The organism is Methylobacterium mesophilicum, from assembly GCF_022179445.1.
In the GTDB taxonomy this organism is placed as follows: Bacteria; Pseudomonadota; Alphaproteobacteria; order Rhizobiales; family Beijerinckiaceae; genus Methylobacterium; species Methylobacterium mesophilicum.
Genome location: NZ_BPQU01000008.1, coordinates 1 through 21,855, shown reverse-complemented (window position 1 = coordinate 21,855; position 21,855 = coordinate 1). Strand labels below are relative to the sequence as shown.

The following is a 21,855-nucleotide window of genomic DNA, read 5'->3' as shown; positions in this document are numbered from 1 at the left end:
ATGAACGCTCCGGTCCCCACCGCGTCCCTGGCCGATCCCACGATCGAAGCCGTGCCCGGCGCAACGCTGACGGTGCGCATCCGGCGGGACGACGGCTTCCAGGCCTTCACCGTGGCGCGGCGCCCGGCCCAGACCATCCTCGACGTGGTCACCGAGATCCAGCGCGAGCAGGATCCGACGCTGGCCTATCGCTTCGCCTGCCGGGTCGGCATGTGCGGCTCCTGTGCCATGATGGTGAACGGACGCCCGCGCTGGACCTGCCGAACCCGCGTCGCGGCGGTGGCGGAGGACGGCGGCCTGACCCTCGAGCCCCTGCGCAACCTGCCGGTGGTTAAGGACCTGGCGGTCGACATGGAACCGTTCTTCGAGAAATGGACGGCCGCCCACGGTGCTTTCGAACCGGGCGACGCGCCGCCCAAGGACTTCGCCGTGGTGGCCCCGGATTCACCGGAGCGCCGCGCGGTGGATGCCGGCATCGAATGCATCAATTGCGGCGTCTGCTACGCCGCCTGCGACGTGGTCACCTGGAACCCGGACTATCTCGGCCCGGCCGCCCTCAATCGGGCCTGGACCCTGGTGAACGACGTCCGCGACCGGGGCCAGGACGCGCGGCTGGAGGCCGTGTCCGGGGATGCGGGCTGCCAGTCCTGCCACACCCACATGAGTTGCACGGAGCATTGCCCGAAGGCGCTGGCGCCGACCTTCGCCATCGCTGGACTGAAGCGCGCCACCGCCCGGTCCGCCCTGAAGCGGTTCAGTGCCCGGCATTTCCGGAGGTCGGCATGAGCCCCCTCCTCTACGTGGCGCAGCGCGGCACCGCCGTGATCCTTGCCGTCGCCGTTGCGGTCCATCTCGGTACGATCCTGTACGCCGTGCGCGGCGGCCTCACCGCCGGGGAGATCCTCGGACGGACGCAGGGCAACCTCGCCTTCCTGCTGTTCTACGGACTCTTCGTCGTGGCGGCCGCCGTCCACGCGCCGATCGGCCTGCGCAGCATCCTGCGCGAGTGGACGCGCTGGCGCGGACGCTCCCTCGACGGGGCGATGCTCGCCGTCTCGGCGCTCCTCCTCGTCCTCGGCCTGCGCGCGGCGCTGGCGGTCTACGTCGCATGAGCGCCGGGACACAGACCGCCCTCCCCCGGAACGGCGCCCGCCGCACAGTGCGGCCGCGCGCGGGCTTCGCCGCCGCCGTGCTGCATCGCCTCTCCGGGATCGCCCTGGCCCTGTTCCTGCCGATGCATTTCATCGCCCTCGGAACCGCGCTGCAGGGGGCCGACCGCCTCGAGAGCTTCCTCGGGCTGACCCATAACGGCTTCGTGCGCACGGCCGAATGGGGCCTCGTCAGCGCGCTGGCCCTGCACATGGTCCTGGGACTGCGCGTGCTCGCCATCGAGTGGTTCGCGACCCGGGAGCGGACGGCGCTCATCGTCTCGGCCTGCGTGGCAGCGGCGCTCGCGGTGGGGCTCCTGTTCCTGCTCGGCGGCGCCTGAACCCAACCCCTGAAAGGAGACCGGCATGGACCTCGACCTCATGGAAGTCGAATCGGTGTGCAAGGACCTCTACGTCCGCGCTCTGAAGCTGCTGCCGCCCGACATCAAGGCGGGCTTCGCGGAGCTGGCACGGGAGGAGACCAGCGCCACCGGCCGGGCGATCCTCGGCACTATGGTCGAGAACATCGCGGTGGCCGAGCGCACCAAGAACATCCTGTGCCAGGATACCGGCATCCCGATCTACAACGTGACGATCGGGCGCGACGTGCGTTTCGAGGGCGCCGACCTCAAGGCCGCCATCCGGCGCGGCTGTGCCCGCGCCACCACCGAGCACTCCCTGCGCTCCTCGGTGGTCCACCCGATCACCCGCGTGAACGAGCAGACCTCCTGCGGCATCCGCGTGCCGATCATCCATGTGGATTTCGACGATCGGCCCGAGACCGTGTCGGTCGAGATGATCCCGAAGGGCTCGGGCTCGGAGAACGGCTCGTTCCTGCAGATGCTCTTGCCCTCTGACGGCATCAACGCGGTCAAGCGGTTCGTCATCGACCGGGTGATCGAGCTCGGCGGCCGCGTCTGTCCGCCGACCATCGTCGGCGTCGGCATCGGCGGCACCTCGGACCTGTGCATGCACCTCGCCAAGGTGGCGGCCACGCGCAAGCTGCGCACCGCCTGTTCCGACCCGGAGGGCGCACGCATCGAGGCGGAGCTGTCGCGCGCCGTCAACGAGCTCGGCATCGGCCCGCAGGGGCTCGGCGGCCGCTCCACCAGCTTCGCCGTCCATGTGGAAATCGCCGCGACCCACATCACCCAGAACCCGGTGGCGGTGAACATCCAGTGCCATTCGGCCCGCCGGGCCAAGGCGATCTTCACACCCGGCGGCATCGCCTTCGACTGACCCGAACGCCTTATCGACACCGCCGGGAGGGCAGCGCCATGCACCACGTTCTCGACATGCCGATCGACGAGGCGCAGGTCCGCGCCCTGAAGGTCGGCGACACCGTCACCCTGCGGAAGACGCTGTTCGGCATCCGCGATGCCACCCTGATCCACATGTTCGACCGGGAGCGCCGGACACATCTCGATCTCGCCGGCCACGCGGTCATCCACACCGCGCCCAACGTCCACCGGGTGCCGGTCTCGGCCGAGGCCCCCGTCGGCTACGCGCCGTTCTGCATCGGCACCACCACCTCCATGCGGATGGAGCGCTTCACCGACGCGCTGATGCGGCGGGAGGGCGTGCGTCTCATCGTCGGCAAGGGCGGCATGGGCCCGAAGACCCTGGAGGCCTTCACCGAGCAGGGTGGCGCCTACCTCGCCATCGTCGGGGGCGCCGCCGCCCTGGAGACGACCTGGATCGAGCGGATCGAGGACATCGACCTCGACGACCTCCATCCCGAGAGCCTGTGGAAGTTCGCGATCCATGATTTCGGACCGCTTCTGGTCGGCATGGATTCGCACGGCGGCTCGCTCTTCGCCGAAGTCCAGCGCGACGTCGCCAGCCGGCGGGATGCCGTCATCGAGAGCTTGGGAGCCTCCCGATGAACGCCGTACCGATGACCATCGAGACCGACATCCTCATCCTGGGCTCGGGGGGAGCCGGCCTGTTCGCCGCCCTCCACGCCAAGAAGGCCGCCCCGGAGCTCGAGGTCACCGTCGCGGTCAAGGGGTTGCTCGGCAAGTGCGGCTGCACCCGCATGGTCCAGGGCGGCTACAACGTCGCCCTCGCCCCGGGCGATTCGGTCGAGCGCCACTTCATGGACACGATCGAGGGCGGCAAGTGGCTCAACAATCAGGAGCTAGCCTGGACCCTGGTGACCGAGGCGCAGGTCCGCATCCGCGAGCTGGAGACGGAGCTCGGCTGCTTCTTCGATCGCAATCCTGACGGCAGCGTCCACCAGAAGGCCTTCGCCGGTCAGACTTTCGACCGCACCGTGCACAAGGGCGACCTCACCGGCATCGAGATCATCAACCGCCTCTCCGAGCAGGTCTGGCGCCGCGACGTCCGGCGCCTGGAGGATCACCGCGCCCTCGAGCTGATCCCCGCCGCCGACGGCTCCGGCCTCGCCGGGGTGCTGATGCTCGACATGCGGACCGGCATCCCGGTCCTGGTGCGGGCCAAGGCGACCCTGCTCGCCACGGGCGGCGGCCCGACCATGTACAAGTTCCACACGCCGTCGGGCGACAAGACCTGCGACGGCCTTGCCATGGCGCTCCGCGCGGGCTTGCCCCTGCGCGACATGGAGATGGTCCAGTTCCATCCCACCGGCCTGCTGGCGGGGGCCGGCACCCGGATGACCGGAACGGTGCTGGAGGAAGGCCTGCGCGGGGCCGGAGGTTACCTGCTCGACGCCTCGGCCGAGCGCTTCATGCACCACTACGATCCCCGCGCGGAGCGGGCGACACGCGACGTCGTCAGCCGCTCGATCATGCGGCGCATCCGCGACGGGCATGCCACTCCGAACGGGGGCGTCTACATCCAGATGAGCCATCTCGGCCCCGAGGACGTGCGGCGCAAGTTCAAGGGCATGGTCGAACGCTGCGCCGATTGCGGATTCGACCTCGCCGGGGGCCTGGTCGAGGTAATCCCCACAGCCCATTACATGATGGGCGGGGTTGCCTTCCGCCCCGGCTGCGGCACCGAGCTGCCGCGCCTCTACGCGGCCGGGGAGGATACCGGCGGGGTGCACGGGGCCAACCGCCTCGGCGGCAACGGCGTCGCCAACTCGACGGTCTTCGGAGGGCTGGCCGGCTCCGCCATGGCCCGCGACATCCGGGGCATGCGGTTCCTCGCCGAGCCCGATCCCCGCGCGGTCGAGGCCGGGCTCGCCCGCGCCTACGGTCCCCTCGGGCGCCCGGCCGGGGACCTCGGGGCGATCCGGGAGGCCCTCTACGCGACCATGTGGGACGATGTCGGCATCCTGCGCGACGCGCCCGGGCTGGCGCGGGCCGGCGAGCGCCTCGATGCCCTCGCCGCCGCGGTCGCGGAGGCCGGCATCCCCGACGGCGACCGCCGCTACAACCTGACCTGGATGGACCGGCTCAACCTCGAGAACCTCGTTCTCGTCAGCCGCTCGATCCGCGCCGCGGCGCTGGCCCGCACCGACAGCCGCGGGGCGCATTTCCGCGAGGACTTCCCCGACGCCTCGGATCTCGCCACCTCGCACTACACCGTGGTGCGCCAGGGTGCGGCCGGCCTCGACGTCACCATGGAGCCCGTCGCCTTCACCCATGTGCGCCCCGGCGCCTCCCTGCTCGACGCGGCGGCCTGAAGCCGCGCCCCCGCACGACGGATCTCGGAGAGAGACGCCATGGACCAGTCCCGGGGCCGGCCGCGCGGAGCCGACATCGTCGTCGAGACGCTGGAGCGCCTCGGCGTCAGCCGCATCTTCACCCTGTCGGGCAACCACATCATGCCGATCTTCGACGCCCTGCTGGGCACGAACATCGCGGTGGTGCATGTCCGCCAGGAGGCCGCCTGCGTGCACATGGCCGATGCCTGGGGGCGCCTGACCGGTGAGGTCGGGGTCGCCCTGGTCACCGGCGGCCAGGGGCAGACCAACGGCGCCGCCGCCCTGTTCACGGCGCTCGCGGCTGAGAGTCCCGTCCTTCTGCTCTCGGGCCATGCCGGCCTGTCGGAGATCGGGCGCGGCGCGTTCCAGGAACTCGCCCAGGCGGACATCGCCCGCCCGATGACCAAGGCCTCGTGGACGGCCGCCTCCGTCGAGACGCTGGCCGACGACATCGCCCGGGCTCTGCGGATCGCCCGAGAGGGCCGGCCGGGCCCCGTGCATCTCAGCCTGCCGGTCGATCTCCTGGAGGCGCCCGCTGCGGCCGCACCGTCGACCGCTCCCGACGCCACGATCCGGATCGGCGAGCCCGGCGCAGACCTCGTCGAGGCCGTGGCGGCGGAGATCGGCCGGGCGCGGCGCCCCCTGATCCTGTGCGGCCCGGCCGCCTGCGGTGCCGAGGGGCGCGGGCGGATGGCTGCGCTGGAGGCGGCCTCCGGCATTCCCGTGCTCGGCATGGAGAGCCCGCGCGGCCTCAACGATCCGAGTCTGGGCGCCTTCGCAGAGGTGCTGGCGCAGGCCGACTGCCTCGTGCTCGTCGGCAAGCCCCTCGACTTCACCCTGAAGTTCGGCGTGGCGCCCGCGGTGGCGCCGGCCTGCCGCTTCGTCGTCGTCGACCCCGACCCGGTCCTCCTCGCGCGGGTCGACCCGGCCCGCCTCGCGGTCTCGGGCACGGCGGACGCTCTGCCGACCCTCGAAGCCCTGGCGCGCCGTCTCGGCGACGAGCCGCGTCCGGACTGGTACGCCGCCGTGCGGGCGGCGGTCGATTACCGGCCACCGGACTGGGACGAGCGGCGCGGCTCCGAGGGCCGCCTTCATCCGGTGGAGCTGTGCCGGGGCGTCGCCGCCTTTCTCGACCGGCATCCCGGCGGCACGCTGATCTGCGACGGCGGCGAGATCGGGCAATGGCCGCAGGCCCTGGTGAACGCGCCCCGGCGCCTCATCAACGGGGTCTCGGGCACCATCGGCGCGTCGCTGCCCTTCGCCCTCGCGGCCCGGCTCCACGATCCGGCCGGTCCCGTGGTCGCGGTCCTGGGAGACGGCACCTTCGGCTTCCACATGGCCGAGTTCGACACCGCCGTGCGCTACGGCCTGCCCTTCGTCGCCGTGGTCGGCAACGATGCCCGCTGGAACGCCGAGTACCAGATCCAGCTCCGCAACTACGGCGCGGCGCGGGCGCGGCACTGCGACCTTCTGACCTCGCGCTACGATCGCGTCGCGACGGCGCTGGGCGGCTACGGGGCCCTCGTCACCCGGGCCGAGGACCTGCCCCAGGCCCTGGAGGACGCTTATGCGAGCGGCCTGCCGGCCTGCCTCAACGTGCTGATCGAGAGCGTGCCCGCCCCGGTGATCCGGCGGGCGAAGGCGGGCTGACCGCACATCCCCGACAAGGCTCCGACCCAGTGAGGTTCACATGCGCCGACGCGACGTACTGGCCCGGGGACTGCTCGGTGCGGGACTGCCCCTCCTTGCGGGGCTGCGGCCGGCGCAGGCCGAGATGCAGGCGGTCAGCATCGCGCGCCAGCCGAGCCTGGGGCACCTGCCGCTGATGCTCATGGAGGAGCAGGGCCTGCTCCAGAAGCACGCCGCGGCGCGGGGCCTGTCCGGGCTCGGCACGCGCTACATCACCCTGGCGGGCGGGGCCGCGATGAACGACGCACTCCTGTCCGGCTCGGTCCAGTTCGTGGCCGGCGGCGTGCCGCCCCTCGTCCTGCTCTGGTCCAAGACCGAGGGAACCGGCATGGCGGTGAAGGGGGTGGCGGCGATGAACGCCATGCCGCTCCTCATGAATACCAATGCGGAGCGCATCCGGTCGCTCGCCGACTTCACCGACCGGGACAAGATCGCCCTGCCGGCCGTGAAGGTCTCGGTCCAGGCCATGTTCTTGCAGATGGCGGCCGAGAAGGAACTCGGCGAGGCGCGGCGGAACGATCTCGACCGCTTGACCGTGACCCTGTCGCACCCGGACGGCATGGCGGCCCTCCTGTCGGGCCAGGAGGTGAGCGCGCATTTCACCGCCGCACCGATCCAGGAGCTGGAGCTGCGCAAGCCCGGCATCCGCACGATCCTCAACACCTTCGACGTGCTCGGCGGTCCCTCGACCTTCAACGTGGTCTGGGCCTCCGCCGCCTTCGTGGAGGCCAATCCCACCGTCCACGCCGCCTTCACGGCGGCCCTCGAGGAGGCGGTCGCGTCGATCGCGGGCGACCCCCGGGCCGCCGCCCAGGCCTATGCGCGCCTCGCCCGCGACGGCTCAGACATCGGCCTTATCGCGTCGATCCTGGCCTCGCCCCAGGTCACCTTCACGACGACGCCCCAGGCGATCCTGCACTACGTCGACTTCATGGCCCGCACCAAGGCGATCCGCCGCGGGGCCCGGGACTGGCGGGAGCTGTTCTTCGCCAACGTCCACGGCAAGTCCGGCAGCTGAGGCCTCGCCCGGGGGCTCAGTGTAGCAGGCCCGGGAGCGCCAGGGCGGTGGTGGTGAAGCCGATGGCGGCGAGCAGCGCCAGGACGATGGACCGGAACCGGCGCTGGTCGATACGGGAAAACAGCGACAGCCCGGCCAGAACGCTCACGAGGACGATCGGGAGGCCGAGGGCGAGATCGGCCATCAACTCGGGCGGGAACGGATTGAACGCGGCCAGGATCGTCAGGGACCAGACCTGCAGGACAAGGGTGAAGCTCTGGTAGACCGCGCGCTGCATACGGGGCTCCCAGCCGCGCACCAGGCTCCAGGCGGTGGGAAGCGCGCCCGACAGCCCGGCGATGCCGCCGAGGATGCCGCCGAGAAAGCCCACAGCGCCGTCGCTCCAGGCATTGCCGAACGCCACCCGGTAGTCCGTGCGCAGCAGCGCCACCACGGCGCTGTAGAGGATCAGGAAGACACCGATCATCACCTTCACCACCTCGGGATTGAGGTCCTTGAGGAGGTAGATCCCGATCGGTGCACCGAGGAGGCCGGGACCGATCATCGCCAGTGCCGTCGCGCGCGGCGGCAGGGTCCGCAGCCGCATCACCGACAGCGCCTGCGAGAGGATGCTGCAGGTCAGCACAAGCGCCGTCGCCTCGATGGGAGCCCGGATCGAGAGCAGGGTGCCGGAGGCCACCAGGGCGAAGGCGAAGCCCGTCAGCCCGGAGATGAGGCCGGCGCAGCTCAGGCACAGGACGATCTGGAGGGTTTCGCTCACGATGCGTCTCGGTCTCCGGGGATTGTGGGGCCGGGTTCTCTGGCGTGGGCCGGATGCACGTCGCGAACCCTATCTGTCTTATATAAGATCGATGACGGATCAACCCGCTTCGGTACGACCCGCTTTGGCGTCTTGATGGTCTTTCTCAAGAGAGCGAAGGTGCGTTTGACGAGCCAGGCAGGGATTTCGGCAACGAACCGCGATTGACTGCGTAAATTATGATGTCTTATAGAAGACTCAGTCGCCGCAAAGAGTCGACGGCTTCACCAAGGAGGATCCCGGAATGAGCAGCCACGCCGGATCGAGCGGGGGGCGGACGAAGCCGCACCTTCTCGCCCACAGCCCGCTGGACAACGTCGCCGTCGCCGTCATCGAGGGCCTGGGTGCCGACACCGACGCGTTCGGCGTCATCACCGAGAACGACTCGACCTTCGCGGTGCATGTCCGCCACGACATCCCGATCGGCCACAAGGTGGCGCTCGCCGACCTGAAGGCCGGCGATACGGCCATCAAGTACGGCCAGGATATCGGCAAGATCATCAAGGACGTCGCCAAGGGCGAACACGTCCACGTCCAGAACCTCAAGACGAAGCGCTGGTGAGGTCGCGATGCCCGGAGAGACCATCATGAACGCCCCCGAGACCACCTCCCCCTTCGTCGGCGGAGCCCCCGACCAGTTCGCGACCGGAGCCCTCGGCGCCGCCCGTCCCTCGGCGGACGTCAGGGCCGCCACCTTCATGGGCTGGCGCCGCGAGAACGGCCGCGTCGGCGTGCGCAACCACGTCGTCCTCCTGCCGCTCGACGACCTCTCGAACGCCGCCTGCGAGGCGGTCGCCAACAACGTCAAGGGCACGATGGCCCTGCCCCACGCCTACGGTCGGCTGCAGTTCGGCGAGGATCTCGACCTCCATTTCCGCACCCTGATCGGCATCGGCTCGAACCCGAACGTCGCGGCCGTGGTGGTCATCGGCATCGAGGACCAGTGGACCAACCGGATCGTCGAGGGCATCGCCAAGACCGGCAAGCCCGTGGTCGGCTTCGGCATCGAGGGCCACGGCGACATCGCCACCATCGCCAAGGCGAGCTACCAGGCCAAGCGCTTCGTGCAGTGGGCGACCGAGCTGCCCCGCGAGGAATGCCCGATCGCGGACCTGTGGATCTCGACCAAGTGCGGCGAGTCCGACACCACCACCGGCCTGTCCTCCTGCCCTACCGTGGGCAACCTCTACGACAAGCTGATCCCGCAGGGGATCTACGGCGTGTTCGGCGAGACCTCGGAGATCACCGGGGCCGAGCACCTCTGCCGCGAGCGCGCCGCCACGCCGGAGATCGGCGACAAGTGGTTCACCATGTGGAAGTCCTACCAGGACGACGTCATCGAGGCCCACAAGACCGACGACCTCTCGGATTCCCAGCCGACGAAGGGCAACATCCTCGGCGGCCTGAGCACCATCGAGGAGAAGGCGCTTGGCAACCTCGAGAAGATCGGCCACGACTGCCGCTACATCGACGCGCTGCAGCCGGCCGAGTCCCCCGCCAAGGGGCCGGGCCTGTACTACATGGACACCTCCTCGGCGGCGGCCGAGTGCGTGACCCTGATGGCGGCGGCGGGCTACGTGGTCCACACCTTCCCGACCGGCCAGGGCAACGTCATCGGCAACCCGATCGTCCCGGTGATCAAGATCACCGGCAACCCGCGCACGGTGCGCACCATGGGCGAGCACATCGACGTCGACGTCTCGGGCGTGCTCACCCGGGAGATGACCATCCCGCAGGCGGGCGACGCGCTCATCGACATGGTGGTCCGCACCGCGAACGGACGTCTCACGGCCGCCGAATCCCTCGGCCACCGCGAGTTCGTGATGACGAAGCTGTACCGGAGCGCCTGACGGGCGCGCCCTCCCGCCGCGTTCCTTTTCGGAACGCGGCGCCCCACCCCGACGCCATCGGGGTTTCGCGAAGGCGAGGTTCGCCAAGGGATGAAGACCGCGCGACAGCGATGCGGCACATCCCGTTCGAAGGTCCTGTGGGAGGAACACGCATGAGAAGTTCGGGATCGAGGTTTCTGCGATCGATCTACGGTCAGGTCCTGATCGGCATCGCCCTCGGCATCGTCGTGGGCGTGCTGGCTCCCGAGTTCGCCGTCGGCCTGAAGATCCTCGGCGACATGTTCATCAACCTGATCAAGATGGTCGTCGGACCGGTGATCTTCTGCACCGTGGTGGTCGGCATCGCCCATGTCGGGGACATGAAGAGCGTCGGCCGCATGGGCCTCAAGACGCTCGTCTACTTCGAGGTCTCGACCACCGTCGCGCTCGGCGCCGGCCTGCTCTTCGTCAACCTGCTGCGGCCGGGCGACGGCATCAACGCCACGGTGGAGAGCCTGGACGCCAAGAGCGTCGCCACGATCGCCGGCAAGGCCCACGCCCAGAGCGTGATGGAGATCATCGCCAACATCATCCCGCACAGCGCCGTCGACGCCTTCGCCAAAGGCGACCTCCTGCAGGTGATGTTCTTCTCCGTGCTCGTGGGGATGGGCCTCGCCGCGATGGGGCCGAAGGGACAGTTTCCCCTGAAGGTGATCCATGCCTTCGGCGATATCCTGATGAAGGTCGTCGGCATCATCATGCGCTTCGCGCCCATCGGGGCGTTCGGGGCCATGGCCTTCACCATCGGCAAGTTCGGCCTTGGCATCCTCGCCCAGTACGGGCTGCTGATCGTATCGCTTTATCTGACGTTCTTCGTGTTCATCGTGCTGTTCCTCGGCAGCGTGATGCGGTTCTACGTGGGCCTGAGCCTGTGGAAGCTGATCCTCTACGTCCGCGAGGAGATGTTCATCCTGCTCGGCACGACGAGCACGGAATCGGTCCTGCCGCGCCTGATGGCCAAGCTCGGAGGCCTGTCCGTCGAGAAGGGCGTCACCGGCCTGGTGATGCCGGCCGGCCTGTCCTTCAACATGGACGGGTCGTGCATCTACCTGACCATGGCGATCGGCTTCATCGCACAGGCCCTGAACATCCCGCTCACCTGGGAGCAGGAACTCGGGATCCTGGCCATCGCGCTGGTGACATCGAAGGGGGTCGCGGGCGTCGCCGGCGCCATCCTGTTCGTGCTCGCCGCGACGCTCCAGGCCTCCCAGCTCCTGCCGGTCGCCGGCATCGCGCTGATCATCGGCGTCGACCGCATCCTCAACGAGTTGCGGGCGATCACCAATGCCGTCGGCAACATGGTGGCGACCCTGGTGATCGCCCGCTGGGAGGGCAAGATCGACCTCGCCCACGCCCGTGCCGTCCTGGACGGACGCATCCAGCCCGACCTCGACAGCCTCGACGAGCCGGACGAGGTGATCGACGAACCGGCACCCCCGAGAGCCGCCTCGAAACCTGTCTCTCACGGGGCGATGCCCGCCGGGGTTGCGGCCACCTGAACCCCAGTGCCCAATCAGAGTCCCAGTGCCATGCCGACATCAGATACCCCGACGGGCCGCGTGCCGAAGGTCGTGATCAGCGAATTCATGGACGAGGCTGCCATCGCAGCCGAGCTCGGTGCGTTCGCGACGCTCTACGACCCGGGCCTGGTCGACCGGCCGAGCGACCTGCGTGAGGCGCTGGCCGATGCGGACGCACTCGTGGTCCGCAACCGCACCCAGGTGAACGCGGCACTGCTGGCCGCCGCGCCCGATCTCAAGGCGGTCGGACGTCTCGGCGTCGGCCTCGACAACATCGACCTCGACGCCTGCCGAAACCGCGGTATCGCGGTCTACCCCGCCACCGGCGCCAACGACGTCGCGGTGGCCGAGTACGTGATCGGCACTGCGATGATGCTCCTGCGCGGCGCCTACGGCGCCACGGCCGCGGTGGCGGCCGGGACTTGGCCGCGCAACGCGCTGATGGGCCGGGAGATCGCGGGCAAGCGCCTCGGCCTCGTCGGGTTCGGCGCCATTGCTCGCGAGACCGCCCGCCGCGCTCTCGCCCTCGGGATGCGGGTCACGGCCCACGACCCCTTCCTGCCGGCCGACGACCCGGCCTGGCGGCCGGATGGCGGTGCGGTGGCGCGAGTCGATCTCGAGGCGCTCGTCGCCGGCGCTGACGTCCTGTCGCTGCATGTGCCGCTGACAACCGAGACTCGCGGGATGATCGATGCGGGCACCATCGCCCGAATGCCGGCCGGGGCGGTGCTGATCAATGCCGCGCGGGGCGAGGTAGTGGATGGCGCGGCCGTGGTGGACGCGTTGCGGTCCGGGCATCTCGGCGGTGCCGCCCTTGACGTCTTTCAGCAGGAGCCCCTCGACGCCGCCGCAGGCGCGGCCTTCCGGGATCTGCCCAACCTCATCCTGACGCCGCACATCGCGGGCGTGACGCAGGAATCGAACGTGCGTGTCTCGCGCGTGACCGCTCAGGCCGTGCGCCGCCACCTCTCCGAGGGTCGACCATGACCACCTTAAGCCTCGCCGCCGCCCACACGCTCGTCGCAGAAGCCTTGTGCCGCTGCGGAACGCGGGCACCTGCCGCGCAGAGCGTCGCCCGCGCCCTCGTCGGCGCCGAGGCCGACGGGTTGAAGGGCCACGGGCTCTCGCGGGTGGCCTCCTACGCGGCCCAGGTCCAGGCCGGCAAAGTGGTGGGCGACGCCACAGTCGCAGTGACGCGACCCCGGCCCGGGTTGCTCGCCATCGACGCCGCCCATGGCTTCGCCTATCCGGCCCTCGACGCGGTAATGGAGCAACTTCCGGCGATCGTCCGGGAGCAGGGCGTTGCGGCGGCCGGCATTCGCCGCTCGCACCATTGCGGCGCGGCCGGCCGGCCTGTCGAGGCCCTGGCTGAGGCCGGGCTCGTGGCGATCCTGCTGGCCAACACCCCCGCCGCCATGGCCCCCTGGGGAGGGTCGCGGGCGGTGTTCGGGACGAACCCCCTCGCCTTCGCCTGCCCCCTCCCGAGCCGAGCCCCCATCGTCGTCGACCTGTCCCTTTCGAAGGTGGCGCGTGGCGCGATCATGGCCGCCCGCCAGCGCGGCGAGGCGATTCCCGAGGGCTGGGCCCTCGATGCCGCTGGGCAACCGACCACCGACCCAGCTGCGGCCCTCAAAGGCACCATGGTGCCGCTCGGCGACGCCAAGGGCACGGCGCTCGCCCTTATGGTGGAACTCCTCGCCGCCGGCCTGACCGGGGGGCGGTTCGCCAGTGAGGCGAGCTCGTTCCTCGACGCCGAGGGCGATCCTCCGGGCACCGGTCAACTCTTCATCGCGTTCGCGGCGGATGCCTTCGGGCCAGGGGCGCTGGCGCGGTTCGCGGACCTTGCCGGTTCCATAGAAGCCCAGGACGGAGCCCGCCTGCCCGGTGCGCGCCGCCTCGCCCTCCGGGTCCGGGCTGAAGCCGAGGGCCTCGCCGTCCCGGACGCCCTTGTGGCCGAGATCGAGGCGCTCGGTCGATGAAGACCATCATCCCGGACGGGTCCCGCCCCCGGCCGCCGGCCCTCCGGATCGAGCGATTGCCCGGAGCGAGGCTCGGCCTTAACGAAGGACGGGACACCGTGCTGGGAAAGCTCTCCCTCCTTCCTCCCACGCCCGGGGATCGAGGGCGCGCCGACATGGAACGTACGGGTGGTCAGGCGGTGGGCTTCCGGCCGCTCTACAGGCAAGTCTACGACACGCTCCTGCGCCGCCTTGCCGACGCGGTCTGGCAGCCCGGCCAGATCCTCCCGAGCGAGGGGGTGCTCGCGGCGGAACTCGGAGTCAGCCAGGGGACGGTCCGGAAGGCCCTCGACGCTCTCACCGCCGACAGCTTGCTGGTGCGCCGCCAGGGGCGCGGTACTTTCGTGGCCGAGCACGACGACGTGCAGAGCGTCTTCCGCTTCTTCAAGCTGCGCCCCGACGGGGCGGTGGCCGGCACGCCGACGAGCCGGGTCGTCTCGATCGCAGAGACCGCCGCCACCGTCGACGAGCGCGACCGTCTTGCCCTCTTGCGCAACACGCGCGTGGTGCGGCTGGATCGGGTGCGCGCCCTCGACGGACGCGTCTGCCTGTTCGAGACGATCGCGGTTCCGTCGAGCCTGTTTCCCGGACTAGCGGCGATGGAGCTCCCGAACACGCTCTACAGCCTCTACGCAACCCGGTTCGGGATCACCATCGCCACCGCGCACGAGCGCCTAAAGGCGATTCCGCTCGACCCAGACAAGGCGGAGCTGCTGGGCAAACCGGCGGGGACACCGGTGCTTGAGGTCGACCGCATCGCCGTCGATCTAGAGGATCGCCCTGTGGAGTGGCGGCTGTCGACGTGTCTCACCGAAGACATTCACTACGCCTCCGTCCTGCGATGACCGCGCGGACGCTGCAGGCGCCTTCAGCCGGACGGGGACATGCCGGGATGACCAATATCGATCGCAGAACGCTCCTAAGGCAGGCCGGAGCCGGGCTGCTCGCGGCCTCCGGCGCATCTCTCGCGCCCTTCGCCGCCCGGGCCGGCCAGGCCGTCACACTCCCGTTCGGCAACGGCGAGCGGCCGCTCGTGGCCTATCCCGGTAAGCGTCCGCTTCTGCAGATGACCGCACGGCCGCCGCAGCTCGAAACGCCGTTCTCAGTGTTCGACGAAGGCGCGATCACCCCGAACGACGCCTTCTTCGTGCGCTACCATCTCGCCGACATCCCCACCGAGATCGACCCTCAGGCCTTCCGCGTCGAAATCGGCGGCCATGTCGAGCGCCCGGTCTCCCTCTCGCTCGCCGACCTCAAGGGGATGGGCGGGACCGAGGTAGTCGCGGTCAACCAGTGTTCGGGCAACTCGCGCGGCTTCGTCGAGCCGCGGGTCGCGGGCGGCCAGCTCGCGAACGGGGCCATGGGCTGCGCCCGCTTCGTCGGCGTGCCCCTGAAGACCGTTCTCGACAAGGCAGGCGTGAAGGCCGGGGCCGTGCAGGTCTCCTTCGAAGGGCTAGACGGGCCGGTCCTTCCGGAAACGCCGGACTTTGCGAAGGCGCTTACCCTCGACCACGCCCGCGACGGGGCGGTGATGCTGGCCTGGAGCATGAATGGGGAGGAACTGCCCTGGCTCAACGGCTTTCCGCTGCGCCTCGTGGTGCCAGGCTATTACGGTACCTATTGGGTGAAGCACCTCAACGCCGTCACCGTCCTCGACAAGCCCTACGAAGGGTTTTGGATGAAGACGGCCTACCGCATCCCGGACAACGCCTGCGCCTGCACCGAGCCTGGCAAGGCGGCGGACAAGACCGTGCCGATCGGCCGCCTCAACGTCCGCTCCTTCGTGACGAACCTAACGGACGGGGCGGACGTCAAGGCGGGCAAGGTGGCCCTGCGCGGCATCGCCTTCGACGGCGGCTCCGGCATCAAGACGGTGGAGGTCTCCGCCGACGACGGCCGGACCTGGAGTCCGGCCAAGCTTGAGCAAGACCTAGGCGGCTACGCCTTCCGGCGCTGGAACGCGGAAGTCGATCTGGCCACGGGGGGGCACGCGATCCGGGTCAAGGCCACGGGCAACGACGGCGCTACCCAGCCGATGGAGCCCCGATGGAACCCGCCGGGCTACATGCGCAACGTCATCGAGTCCGTCCGGGTGCGGGCGGCATGAGGAGGATCACGATGACGAGGGTCATAAGGAGAACGGCAGGGAAGTCGTTCCTTCCCCTCGCGGCCGCGCTTGCGGGAGCCGGCTTTCTGGCTGGTCTGCCCGCAGCCGCCGCGCCCCGGAGCTACGATCTGCCGGAGCCGACCGCGCAGCTTCGGCCCACGCCCAGCCACGACGCGGGCCGCGCGGCGGCCGAGGCTAACTGCCAGAGCTGCCACTCGGTCGACTACATCGCGATGCAGCCGCCCGGAAAAGGATCGGCCTTCTGGACCAGCGAGGTGACGAAGATGCGTAAAGTCTATCATGCGCCGATCAGCGATGCGGACAGCCAAGTCATCGCCGATTACCTCGCGGAGGCATACTAGGCGTTGGGACTGACGATGGACCCCGATTCGAAAAGCGCAAGGATCTTAGATGATGTCAGTGATGGGGGCGGACATCGCTCTCGCCGCCGGCGGCCGGAGCAGGTGTTTCTTCCGACTCCATCACGAAAAGGCACCATGAGCTTCGAAAGCTTCGCATGAGCGCCAAAAACATCACGACGGCCGCCGCCGGAGCGAGCAGGCCGGAAGCAGCCAGCAGCTGGATCGTGTCGCTCGTGCCCGGCATCCTGGTCTGCCTCGCCGTCACGGTGGCGGCGCTGGCCGTGCAGGCCCTTGAGGAGCGCGCTACGGGCCACCCGTACGTCGAGGCGCTGGTCATCGCGATCCTGCTGGGGATCGCGCTCCGCACCCTGTGGAGCCCAGGCGACCGCTTCCGGGCCGGGATCGCGTTCTCGGCTAAGCAGGTGCTCGAACTCGCCGTCACCCTGCTCGGCGCCTCGATCAGCCTCGGGGCCATCGTTGCGTCCGGCACCAGCCTCCTTGTCGGCATCGTCGCCACGGTGGTGCTGGCGATCGTGGCTAGTTACGCCATCTGCCGGGCGCTCGGCCTGCCGCCCCGCATGGCCATTCTAGTGGCCTGCGGCAACGCCATCTGCGGCAACTCGGCCATCGCCGCGGTGGCGCCGGTGATCGGGGCCGACAGCAAAGACGTGGTCGCCGCCATCGCCTTCACGGCGGTGCTGGGCGTGCTGATGGTGCTCGGCCTGCCTCTGTTCATCCCTCTGGTCGGTCTGTCCGAGCACCAGTACGGGACGCTCGCGGGCCTCACCGTCTACGCGGTGCCGCAGGTGCTCGCCGCGACGGTCCCAGTCGGCATCCTTGCGACCCAGGTCGGCACCCTGGTCAAGCTCGTCCGCGTGCTCATGCTGGGGCCCGTCGTGGTGGCGTTCTCATTCATCGCGCCGCACCTGCCGACGGAGGGCGCCTCGGCTAAGGTCCGGCCCGGACGCCTCGGCTTCTTCAAGATCGTGCCCTGGTTCATCCTCGGCTTCCTGGCCCTGGCCGGCCTGCGCTCGGCCGGGCTAGTCCCGGAGGCGGCATCCCAGCCGGTGACCCGGATGGCCGGCCTCCTCACCGTGGTGTCGATGGCGGCACTCGGTCTCGGCGTCGACGTGCGGGTGCTGGCGCGGGTCGGCGGCCGAGTCACCTTGGCGGTCACCGGATCGCTCGTCGTCCTACTCGTCGTCAGCCTGTCCCTGATCTGGGCCCTGAAGATCGTCTGACCCTCATCGTTCGGGAATACGCGCGCCGCCTCGCCTCAGGGCACGTCGGGCCGCGGATCGGGAACGAAGCCGTCGCGATTGGGCATCCGCACGGCCGGAAGCGTCCGGGCGTCCAGAACGGCATCGTCCGACAAGAGGCCGTTCAAGTTCAGCAGGTAGCCGACCACAGCGTAGACCTTGTCGTCGTCGAGCGATTGCGGTGCGTTCATCGGCATCGCACGGCGGACATAGTCGAACAGCGTGGGCGCATAGGGCCAGAAGCTCCCGACCGTCTTCACCGGCTTGGCAGAGGCCAGCGTGCTCTGTCCCCCGACGAGCCTGTCGCCGATGCCGCCCTCCCCCTTCTCGCCATGACAGGACGCGCAGTGTTCGGCGAAAACCGCACGGCCGCGCGCGACGCTGCCGCTTCCCGCTGGGAGCTTCCTGCCGTCACGATCGATGTCGATGTTCCAGCCGGCAATCTCCGCCTCGGTGGCGGCGCGTCCGAGGCCGTAGCGACCTTCGGCCGAGGCTGGGGCGGCCAGGGCGTTCGCGGCGCCGACGAGCATCAGGACGGCGGCAGCGCCGCTAAGCCTTGGCATAGCCATTCGACACCTCTCCGCTTCCTGCGATGCGCCACGGGATGACAGCGTTGTTGTGGTAGAACGAGTTTAGTCCACGGGCCTCGGCCAGTTCGGCAAAAAGCGGCTGCACGTACCCGGTCTCGTCGATGGCACGGCTCTGGATGACGGTCGGCACACCGGTCCAAGTCCAGGCGAGGCGGAACCGGGTCAGCGCCTTGCCAAGGACGGGCGTCTGAAGCTGCGCCTCCTGCCAGGTCCTGCCGTCGTCGACCGAGACCTCGACCCGGGCGATCTTCCCGCGCCCGCTCCAGGCGATCCCCGTGATCTCGTTGAAGCCGGGCTCGATCCGCTGCGTGCCCGACGGCCGCGTGATCACCGATTTCGCCTCCATCATAAAGGTGAACTGCCGCGCGGTCCCGTCCGGCATCAAGTCGGTGTACTTCGCGGTCTCCTCGCGGGAATAGGCCGGCTCGTCCGTGACGTTGAGGCGGCGCAGCCACTTCACGTTCATGTTGCCCTCGAAGCCTGGCAGCAGCACGCGCAACGGGTAGCCCTGCTGCGGGCGGAGGCGCTCGCCGTTCTGGCTGTAGACGAGCAGCGCGTCGTCGAGGCATTTCTCGATCGGAATGCTGCGGGTCAGCGCGGCCGCATCGGCACCCTCGGCGATCACCCACTTGGCACCGGGCTTGAGCCCGGCCTCCTCGAGCACCGTCCTGAGCTGAACGCCCGTCCATTCGGCACAGCTCAACAGCCCGACGAGGTCCGATGCCGTTCGGCCCGCATGCACCGCCTTAAAGTCGGGGTTTCCCGAGCACTCGATGAAATGGATCTGCGACAGGCTCGGGAAGCGGCGGATGTCGTCCATCGAGAGTATCAGGGGCCGCTCGACCAGGCCGTGGATCATCAGTCGATGCTGGGTCGGGTCGATCTCGGGGACGCCGCCATGGTTGCGCTCATAGAACAGGCCGTTGGGCGTGATGATCCCGTCGAGTTCCTGCAGCGGCGTGCGTACCGAGGCCGATATTGACTGCTGCAGGGTCTTCGGGATGTTCTTGACGACGTGCGCCTCGAACGGCGACGGCGTTCCGTAAGGATGCGCCCCTGTATCTGCGCCCGGTACCTTCATCCAAGGCGGCACGCTTGGCGGCCCGTTCGCGGAGGCCGGGCTAGCTGCAAATTCGGCAACGACGCCGCCGTAGATGAGAGCGGATCCTCGTGCAAGGAACCGCCGGCGCGACGTCGGCGCAACCGCCTCGATGTCTCGGACCGTTTCGGCATCGGAGTCTGTTCCGCTCACCCTGTATCTCCTCAGCTGGATTGGGGCCGTGGTCGGACGCGAGATTGTAGTTCCGCCAATCCGACTGAGTCATCCCCAAGCCAGTCCTCCGGGTGACATCGCCGAAACGAAACGCCTTAATTGATCACTTGGCTGCAGTTCGGCTTCGACCCATCGCTAACGCGTAACTCCGTACTACCCGGTCGCCGACGCCAGCGAGACACGTGACGCCAGCGTCGCCGCCCGATCCAATGCAGTGCGGACTGGCCGTCATCGACCCGAGCCAGACGTAGAACGAGTTCAGGGCTCTTTTCATAAGCGGACGTGCCGGGCGCAGGCGGACGGACGCTTAGCGAACCCGCCCTGCCTTGATGAGCGTCCACGCTGGTGCGTCTTCCATCATCGACCGCCTGTCCGCCGATGATTGTCAGGTGTCGCGAGCGCAATGGCGACCGGCGGCCGGTCGCGGTCCTGTCAAGGCAGGCGACGGTAGACGCCGGCGAATACCGTGCCGCCGGGCAGTTCGCAGGTGCCGGACTGGGTGACCTCCCAACGGTCCGCATTCAGCGGCGCAAAGGCCAGCCTGCAGGGGCCATCGGAGAAGGTGGCGCGCCCTTCCCGGAGGTCCAACAAGGCGTCAGTCCCGATGGCGAACACATCGCCCGCCTCCTCGCCGCCGGCCCCGATGTACGTCGAAGAAAGGGACACGCTGGCGAAGCCGTGGACCGGCCCCACGACGCTGAGGGTCGCGTGGTTGCCCTTGGGCTCCTCGCTGAAGAAGTCCGTGCCGACGATGGTCCCTCCCTCGGACCGTTGTAGTTCGGCGTTCCGCCTGTCGTAGGCCTCGGCCAGGCAGACTGAGGCGTTGCAGATCTGAGCGGTCCTCAGCCACTTTCGCTGCCGCGCCTCGACCCCATCGCGCTTGCCGGCCTTCAGGGCGGCCGCGTAAAGCCTCGCCATGATCTCGTCCCGGGCACCGAGGGCGGCATCCTCGCAGACGAGGCGCTCCATTCCAGTCGACGCCTTGGCGCAGTCAAAGCTTGCCGCGTAGGCAGCCGGCGCCACGATAGCGAATGCCGCGGATGCCCCGAGGTAGGTCGCCGAGTGCCGCAGGACGCTTACCGCTCGCATGACATGTCCCCGCCCGGGCAAGCCAACTGGTCCGTCAGGTCGCGGGTCCGGCGCTCGGTCATGGCGGTCTCGCATTCCTCGATGAGCATGGGCATGATCGAGCCGTTCCTATCGGGGTGCTCAGCGTCGTAGCCGGTCTCAAGCTGGCATTCGAGGTCGCGGAAGCGCCGCCATGCCTTCTGCGCAATGTCGAGGTTGCGCCGCCCGTTCGGGTCGAGCTTGGCCTGCAGGGCATCCTGTACCTTCGCGAGGCCGACCTCGGCATCGTCCAACTTGCGCTTGGCGCATAGCGTCCCCTCGATCTGGTTCGGCGCGTCCGCGCAGAGCGTCGGCACCTCCGCCGCCGCCGCCGTCGACCAGAGCATCAGGACAGCGAGGCATGCCTGCTTCATTGCGAGGCTCCTTGCGGACAGAACCATCATCGCGGCCGTGCCCGAGACTTTGCCTGTGGTAACATGGCGCGCTAACGTCGCCCAAGAACTCACCTTGGGAGGCTACGACGCCGAACCGAGCCACGACAGACCAACGCCGAGACCCGGTCGTGCGGGTGCTCGGCGGCTACCTCGCCGCCGTGGCGGCGGCGATAACGGTCTTGATGCTGGCGGGAGCGTCCGCCGCGCTGGTCGAGCCTTCACCCCCAACCGTCGCCGAGCCAGTGTTCCCATCCGACTGGGGCTCGGTCGCAATCACTTTCGTCATGGCCACGTTGTTCGTGACGGTCTTCGCGATGCCGGGCTTCCTCTTGTGCCTGGCCGTCTCGGTCCGGTTGGGCCTGCGCCACCCGGCCATCCACATGGCCTGCGGTGCCGCCATCGGTCTCGTCCTGGGGCGCCTGTTGCCCGTCACGGTCGATCACCTGGTGCAAGCCGCGGCCGCCGGGGCGGTGGGCGGGGCGGTCTACTGGCAACTCGCCGTCAGAGGCGTTGCCGGTCAACGTTGAATGAGCTGGCCGGCAGGTCGGGCGATGGCGACAGGCCGGATCACTTCACCGTGAGCCCCTTCTGGCTGAGACCGTCGCTAGGCTGGCGCGAGAGATGGCGCCGCGGCAGGATCGACTTCTGTGCCTTCCGGCAGTCCTTGCTGCCCGCAACGGGGGAGGGGAACCGATGAAGAGAATCATCGCTCTGCTCGTCATCGTGGGAGCCGCCGCGACCGCAGTCCTCCATTTTACCTACCCGGCCGCAGCCACCGCGGGTTGCCCGTCCTGCTACGGTTTCACCGATCTGGGCGACGGCGTTTACGTCGAGGGTGACATGTCCCCGGACCGTCGCGCCGCTGCCAAGGCGACAATCGAGACGGCGCGCGCCCAGGTACGCGAGTTCTACGGCGACCTGCGGTCGTCCCCCCGCGTGCTGCTCTGCGCGACCGAGGCCTGTTACCGGCCCCTCGGCGGCGGTTCGCGCGGCGTCACCCTGCTCGACCGAGCGCTGATCCTGTCACCCCGGGGGGCCGATACCGTT

General features: G+C 69.3%; 23 protein-coding genes and 1 pseudogene. 19 read left to right on the top strand and 5 right to left on the bottom strand.

All coding sequences use genetic code 11. From position 1 onward, the window contains the following. From MFF40_RS10710 to MFF40_RS10675, 8 genes are read left to right on the top strand one after another with little or no spacing between them, the layout of a single operon-like run. Entirely contained in the window at positions 1-786 is a 786-nt protein-coding gene (locus MFF40_RS10710; protein WP_238260358.1) for a succinate dehydrogenase/fumarate reductase iron-sulfur subunit, read from the top strand. Continuing rightward, positions 783-1,112 (top strand): succinate dehydrogenase, encoded by a 330-nt coding sequence (locus tag MFF40_RS10705; protein ID WP_238260357.1) that lies wholly within the window; start codon positions 783-785, stop codon positions 1,110-1,112. Before MFF40_RS10710 ends, MFF40_RS10705 begins: the two co-directional genes overlap by 4 nt. Further along, positions 1,109-1,489 carry a succinate dehydrogenase, cytochrome b556 subunit gene (gene sdhC / locus MFF40_RS10700; protein ID WP_238260356.1) on the top strand — a complete coding sequence of 127 codons (381 nt, stop codon included), beginning with the start codon at positions 1,109-1,111 and terminating at the stop codon, positions 1,487-1,489. Before MFF40_RS10705 ends, sdhC begins: the two co-directional genes overlap by 4 nt. A gap of 25 nt (positions 1,490-1,514) precedes the next feature. After that, the gene (locus MFF40_RS10695; protein ID WP_238260355.1) at positions 1,515-2,387 is read left to right on the top strand and encodes a fumarate hydratase; all 873 of its coding nucleotides are present in this window, start codon (positions 1,515-1,517) and stop codon (positions 2,385-2,387) included. Further along, on the top strand, positions 2,327-3,034 hold the full coding sequence (locus MFF40_RS10690; protein WP_368858850.1) for a fumarate hydratase C-terminal domain-containing protein: 708 nt from the start codon (positions 2,327-2,329) through the stop codon (positions 3,032-3,034). Before MFF40_RS10695 ends, MFF40_RS10690 begins: the two co-directional genes overlap by 61 nt. Beyond that, entirely contained in the window at positions 3,031-4,761 is a 1,731-nt protein-coding gene (locus MFF40_RS10685) for an L-aspartate oxidase (protein ID WP_238260353.1), read from the top strand. The genes MFF40_RS10690 and MFF40_RS10685 overlap by 4 nt, the downstream gene beginning before the upstream one ends. Before the next feature lie 39 nt (positions 4,762-4,800). Beyond that, positions 4,801-6,432, top strand: coding sequence for a thiamine pyrophosphate-binding protein (locus tag MFF40_RS10680; RefSeq protein WP_238260352.1), 1,632 nt, complete (start codon positions 4,801-4,803; stop codon positions 6,430-6,432). Positions 6,433-6,472: 40 nt separating this feature from the next. After that, a complete protein-coding gene (locus MFF40_RS10675; protein ID WP_238260351.1) occupies positions 6,473-7,489 on the top strand; it encodes an ABC transporter substrate-binding protein in 1,017 nt (338 codons plus the stop codon). 16 nt (positions 7,490-7,505) lie between these two features. On the opposite strand, the gene MFF40_RS10670 is transcribed toward MFF40_RS10675, so the two are convergent. Continuing rightward, entirely contained in the window at positions 7,506-8,249 is a 744-nt protein-coding gene (locus MFF40_RS10670; protein ID WP_238260349.1) for a sulfite exporter TauE/SafE family protein, read from the bottom strand. A gap of 283 nt (positions 8,250-8,532) precedes the next feature. On the opposite strand from MFF40_RS10670, the gene MFF40_RS10665 reads away from it, so the two are divergent. The 9 genes from MFF40_RS10665 to MFF40_RS10625 all read left to right on the top strand — a co-directional run bounded on the left by MFF40_RS10665 (position 8,533) and on the right by MFF40_RS10625 (position 17,425). Then, entirely contained in the window at positions 8,533-8,850 is a 318-nt protein-coding gene (locus MFF40_RS10665) for a UxaA family hydrolase (RefSeq protein WP_238260347.1), read from the top strand. Positions 8,851-8,857: 7 nt separating this feature from the next. Continuing rightward, positions 8,858-10,138 (top strand): UxaA family hydrolase, encoded by a 1,281-nt coding sequence (locus MFF40_RS10660; RefSeq protein WP_415623788.1) that lies wholly within the window; start codon positions 8,858-8,860, stop codon positions 10,136-10,138. Positions 10,139-10,290: 152 nt separating this feature from the next. Further along, positions 10,291-11,676: a C4-dicarboxylate transporter DctA gene (gene dctA / locus MFF40_RS10655; RefSeq protein WP_238260345.1), complete on the top strand. Its 1,386-nt coding sequence runs from the start codon at positions 10,291-10,293 to the stop codon at positions 11,674-11,676. Positions 11,677-11,736: 60 nt separating this feature from the next. After that, positions 11,737-12,684 carry a hydroxyacid dehydrogenase gene (locus MFF40_RS10650; protein ID WP_238260478.1) on the top strand — a complete coding sequence of 316 codons (948 nt, stop codon included), beginning with the start codon at positions 11,737-11,739 and terminating at the stop codon, positions 12,682-12,684. Then, complete coding sequence (locus tag MFF40_RS10645) at positions 12,681-13,676, top strand: Ldh family oxidoreductase (protein WP_238260343.1); 996 nt, start codon at positions 12,681-12,683, stop codon at positions 13,674-13,676. Before MFF40_RS10650 ends, MFF40_RS10645 begins: the two co-directional genes overlap by 4 nt. Beyond that, positions 13,673-14,560: a GntR family transcriptional regulator gene (locus MFF40_RS10640; protein ID WP_238260342.1), complete on the top strand. Its 888-nt coding sequence runs from the start codon at positions 13,673-13,675 to the stop codon at positions 14,558-14,560. The genes MFF40_RS10645 and MFF40_RS10640 overlap by 4 nt, the downstream gene beginning before the upstream one ends. A 47-nt stretch (positions 14,561-14,607) precedes the next feature. Beyond that, complete coding sequence (gene sorA, locus MFF40_RS10635; RefSeq protein ID WP_238260341.1) at positions 14,608-15,822, top strand: SorA family sulfite dehydrogenase catalytic subunit; 1,215 nt, start codon at positions 14,608-14,610, stop codon at positions 15,820-15,822. Positions 15,823-15,833: 11 nt separating this feature from the next. Beyond that, complete coding sequence (gene sorB, locus MFF40_RS10630) at positions 15,834-16,184, top strand: SorB family sulfite dehydrogenase c-type cytochrome subunit (protein WP_238260340.1); 351 nt, start codon at positions 15,834-15,836, stop codon at positions 16,182-16,184. A 155-nt stretch (positions 16,185-16,339) separates the two neighbouring features. Further along, positions 16,340-17,425, top strand: coding sequence for a YeiH family protein (locus tag MFF40_RS10625; RefSeq protein WP_238260339.1), 1,086 nt, complete (start codon positions 16,340-16,342; stop codon positions 17,423-17,425). 35 nt (positions 17,426-17,460) lie between these two features. On the opposite strand, the gene MFF40_RS10620 is transcribed toward MFF40_RS10625, so the two are convergent. The 4 genes from MFF40_RS10620 to MFF40_RS10605 all read right to left on the bottom strand — a co-directional run bounded on the left by MFF40_RS10620 (position 17,461) and on the right by MFF40_RS10605 (position 20,787). Continuing rightward, complete coding sequence (locus MFF40_RS10620) at positions 17,461-17,973, bottom strand: c-type cytochrome (RefSeq protein ID WP_238260338.1); 513 nt, start codon at positions 17,971-17,973, stop codon at positions 17,461-17,463. 19 nt (positions 17,974-17,992) lie between these two features. Then, positions 17,993-19,285 (bottom strand): sulfite dehydrogenase, encoded by a 1,293-nt coding sequence (gene soxC / locus MFF40_RS10615; protein WP_238260337.1) that lies wholly within the window; start codon positions 19,283-19,285, stop codon positions 17,993-17,995. A 453-nt stretch (positions 19,286-19,738) separates the two neighbouring features. Further along, positions 19,739-20,275 (bottom strand): lysozyme inhibitor LprI family protein, encoded by a 537-nt coding sequence (locus tag MFF40_RS10610; RefSeq protein ID WP_238260336.1) that lies wholly within the window; start codon positions 20,273-20,275, stop codon positions 19,739-19,741. A 107-nt stretch (positions 20,276-20,382) separates the two neighbouring features. After that, on the bottom strand, positions 20,383-20,787 hold the full coding sequence (locus MFF40_RS10605; protein ID WP_238260334.1) for a lysozyme inhibitor LprI family protein: 405 nt from the start codon (positions 20,785-20,787) through the stop codon (positions 20,383-20,385). Between the two features lie 149 nt (positions 20,788-20,936). Here MFF40_RS10605 and MFF40_RS10600 point away from each other — a divergent pair, with 149 nt between their 5' ends. Next, positions 20,937-21,335: a hypothetical protein gene (locus tag MFF40_RS10600; protein ID WP_238260333.1), complete on the top strand. Its 399-nt coding sequence runs from the start codon at positions 20,937-20,939 to the stop codon at positions 21,333-21,335. Positions 21,336-21,501: 166 nt separating this feature from the next. Next, a pseudogene (locus MFF40_RS10595) lies at positions 21,502-21,855 on the top strand (hypothetical protein); the annotation flags it as partial.

Bases quoted from the DNA above. Each gene is read 5' to 3' on its own strand.
- MFF40_RS10665 (WP_238260347.1), top strand. From the start codon at position 8,533: ATGAGCAGCCACGCCGGATCGAGCGGGGGGCGGACGAAGCCGCACCTT.
- MFF40_RS10645 (WP_238260343.1), top strand. From the start codon at position 12,681: ATGACCACCTTAAGCCTCGCCGCCGCCCACACGCTCGTCGCAGAAGCC.
- MFF40_RS10610 (WP_238260336.1), bottom strand. From the start codon at position 20,275: ATGGAGCGCCTCGTCTGCGAGGATGCCGCCCTCGGTGCCCGGGACGAG.
- MFF40_RS10625 (WP_238260339.1), top strand. From the start codon at position 16,340: ATGAGCGCCAAAAACATCACGACGGCCGCCGCCGGAGCGAGCAGGCCG.
- sdhC (WP_238260356.1), top strand. From the start codon at position 1,109: ATGAGCGCCGGGACACAGACCGCCCTCCCCCGGAACGGCGCCCGCCGC.
- MFF40_RS10680 (WP_238260352.1), top strand. From the start codon at position 4,801: ATGGACCAGTCCCGGGGCCGGCCGCGCGGAGCCGACATCGTCGTCGAG.
- MFF40_RS10685 (WP_238260353.1), top strand. From the start codon at position 3,031: ATGAACGCCGTACCGATGACCATCGAGACCGACATCCTCATCCTGGGC.
- MFF40_RS10705 (WP_238260357.1), top strand. From the start codon at position 783: ATGAGCCCCCTCCTCTACGTGGCGCAGCGCGGCACCGCCGTGATCCTT.
- MFF40_RS10660 (WP_415623788.1), top strand. From the start codon at position 8,858: ATGCCCGGAGAGACCATCATGAACGCCCCCGAGACCACCTCCCCCTTC.
- MFF40_RS10675 (WP_238260351.1), top strand. From the start codon at position 6,473: ATGCGCCGACGCGACGTACTGGCCCGGGGACTGCTCGGTGCGGGACTG.
- MFF40_RS10620 (WP_238260338.1), bottom strand. From the start codon at position 17,973: ATGCTCGTCGGCGCCGCGAACGCCCTGGCCGCCCCAGCCTCGGCCGAA.
- dctA (WP_238260345.1), top strand. From the start codon at position 10,291: ATGAGAAGTTCGGGATCGAGGTTTCTGCGATCGATCTACGGTCAGGTC.
- sorA (WP_238260341.1), top strand. From the start codon at position 14,608: ATGACCAATATCGATCGCAGAACGCTCCTAAGGCAGGCCGGAGCCGGG.
- MFF40_RS10605 (WP_238260334.1), bottom strand. From the start codon at position 20,787: ATGAAGCAGGCATGCCTCGCTGTCCTGATGCTCTGGTCGACGGCGGCG.
- MFF40_RS10695 (WP_238260355.1), top strand. From the start codon at position 1,515: ATGGACCTCGACCTCATGGAAGTCGAATCGGTGTGCAAGGACCTCTAC.
- sorB (WP_238260340.1), top strand. From the start codon at position 15,834: ATGACGAGGGTCATAAGGAGAACGGCAGGGAAGTCGTTCCTTCCCCTC.
- MFF40_RS10640 (WP_238260342.1), top strand. From the start codon at position 13,673: ATGAAGACCATCATCCCGGACGGGTCCCGCCCCCGGCCGCCGGCCCTC.
- MFF40_RS10710 (WP_238260358.1), top strand. From the start codon at position 1: ATGAACGCTCCGGTCCCCACCGCGTCCCTGGCCGATCCCACGATCGAA.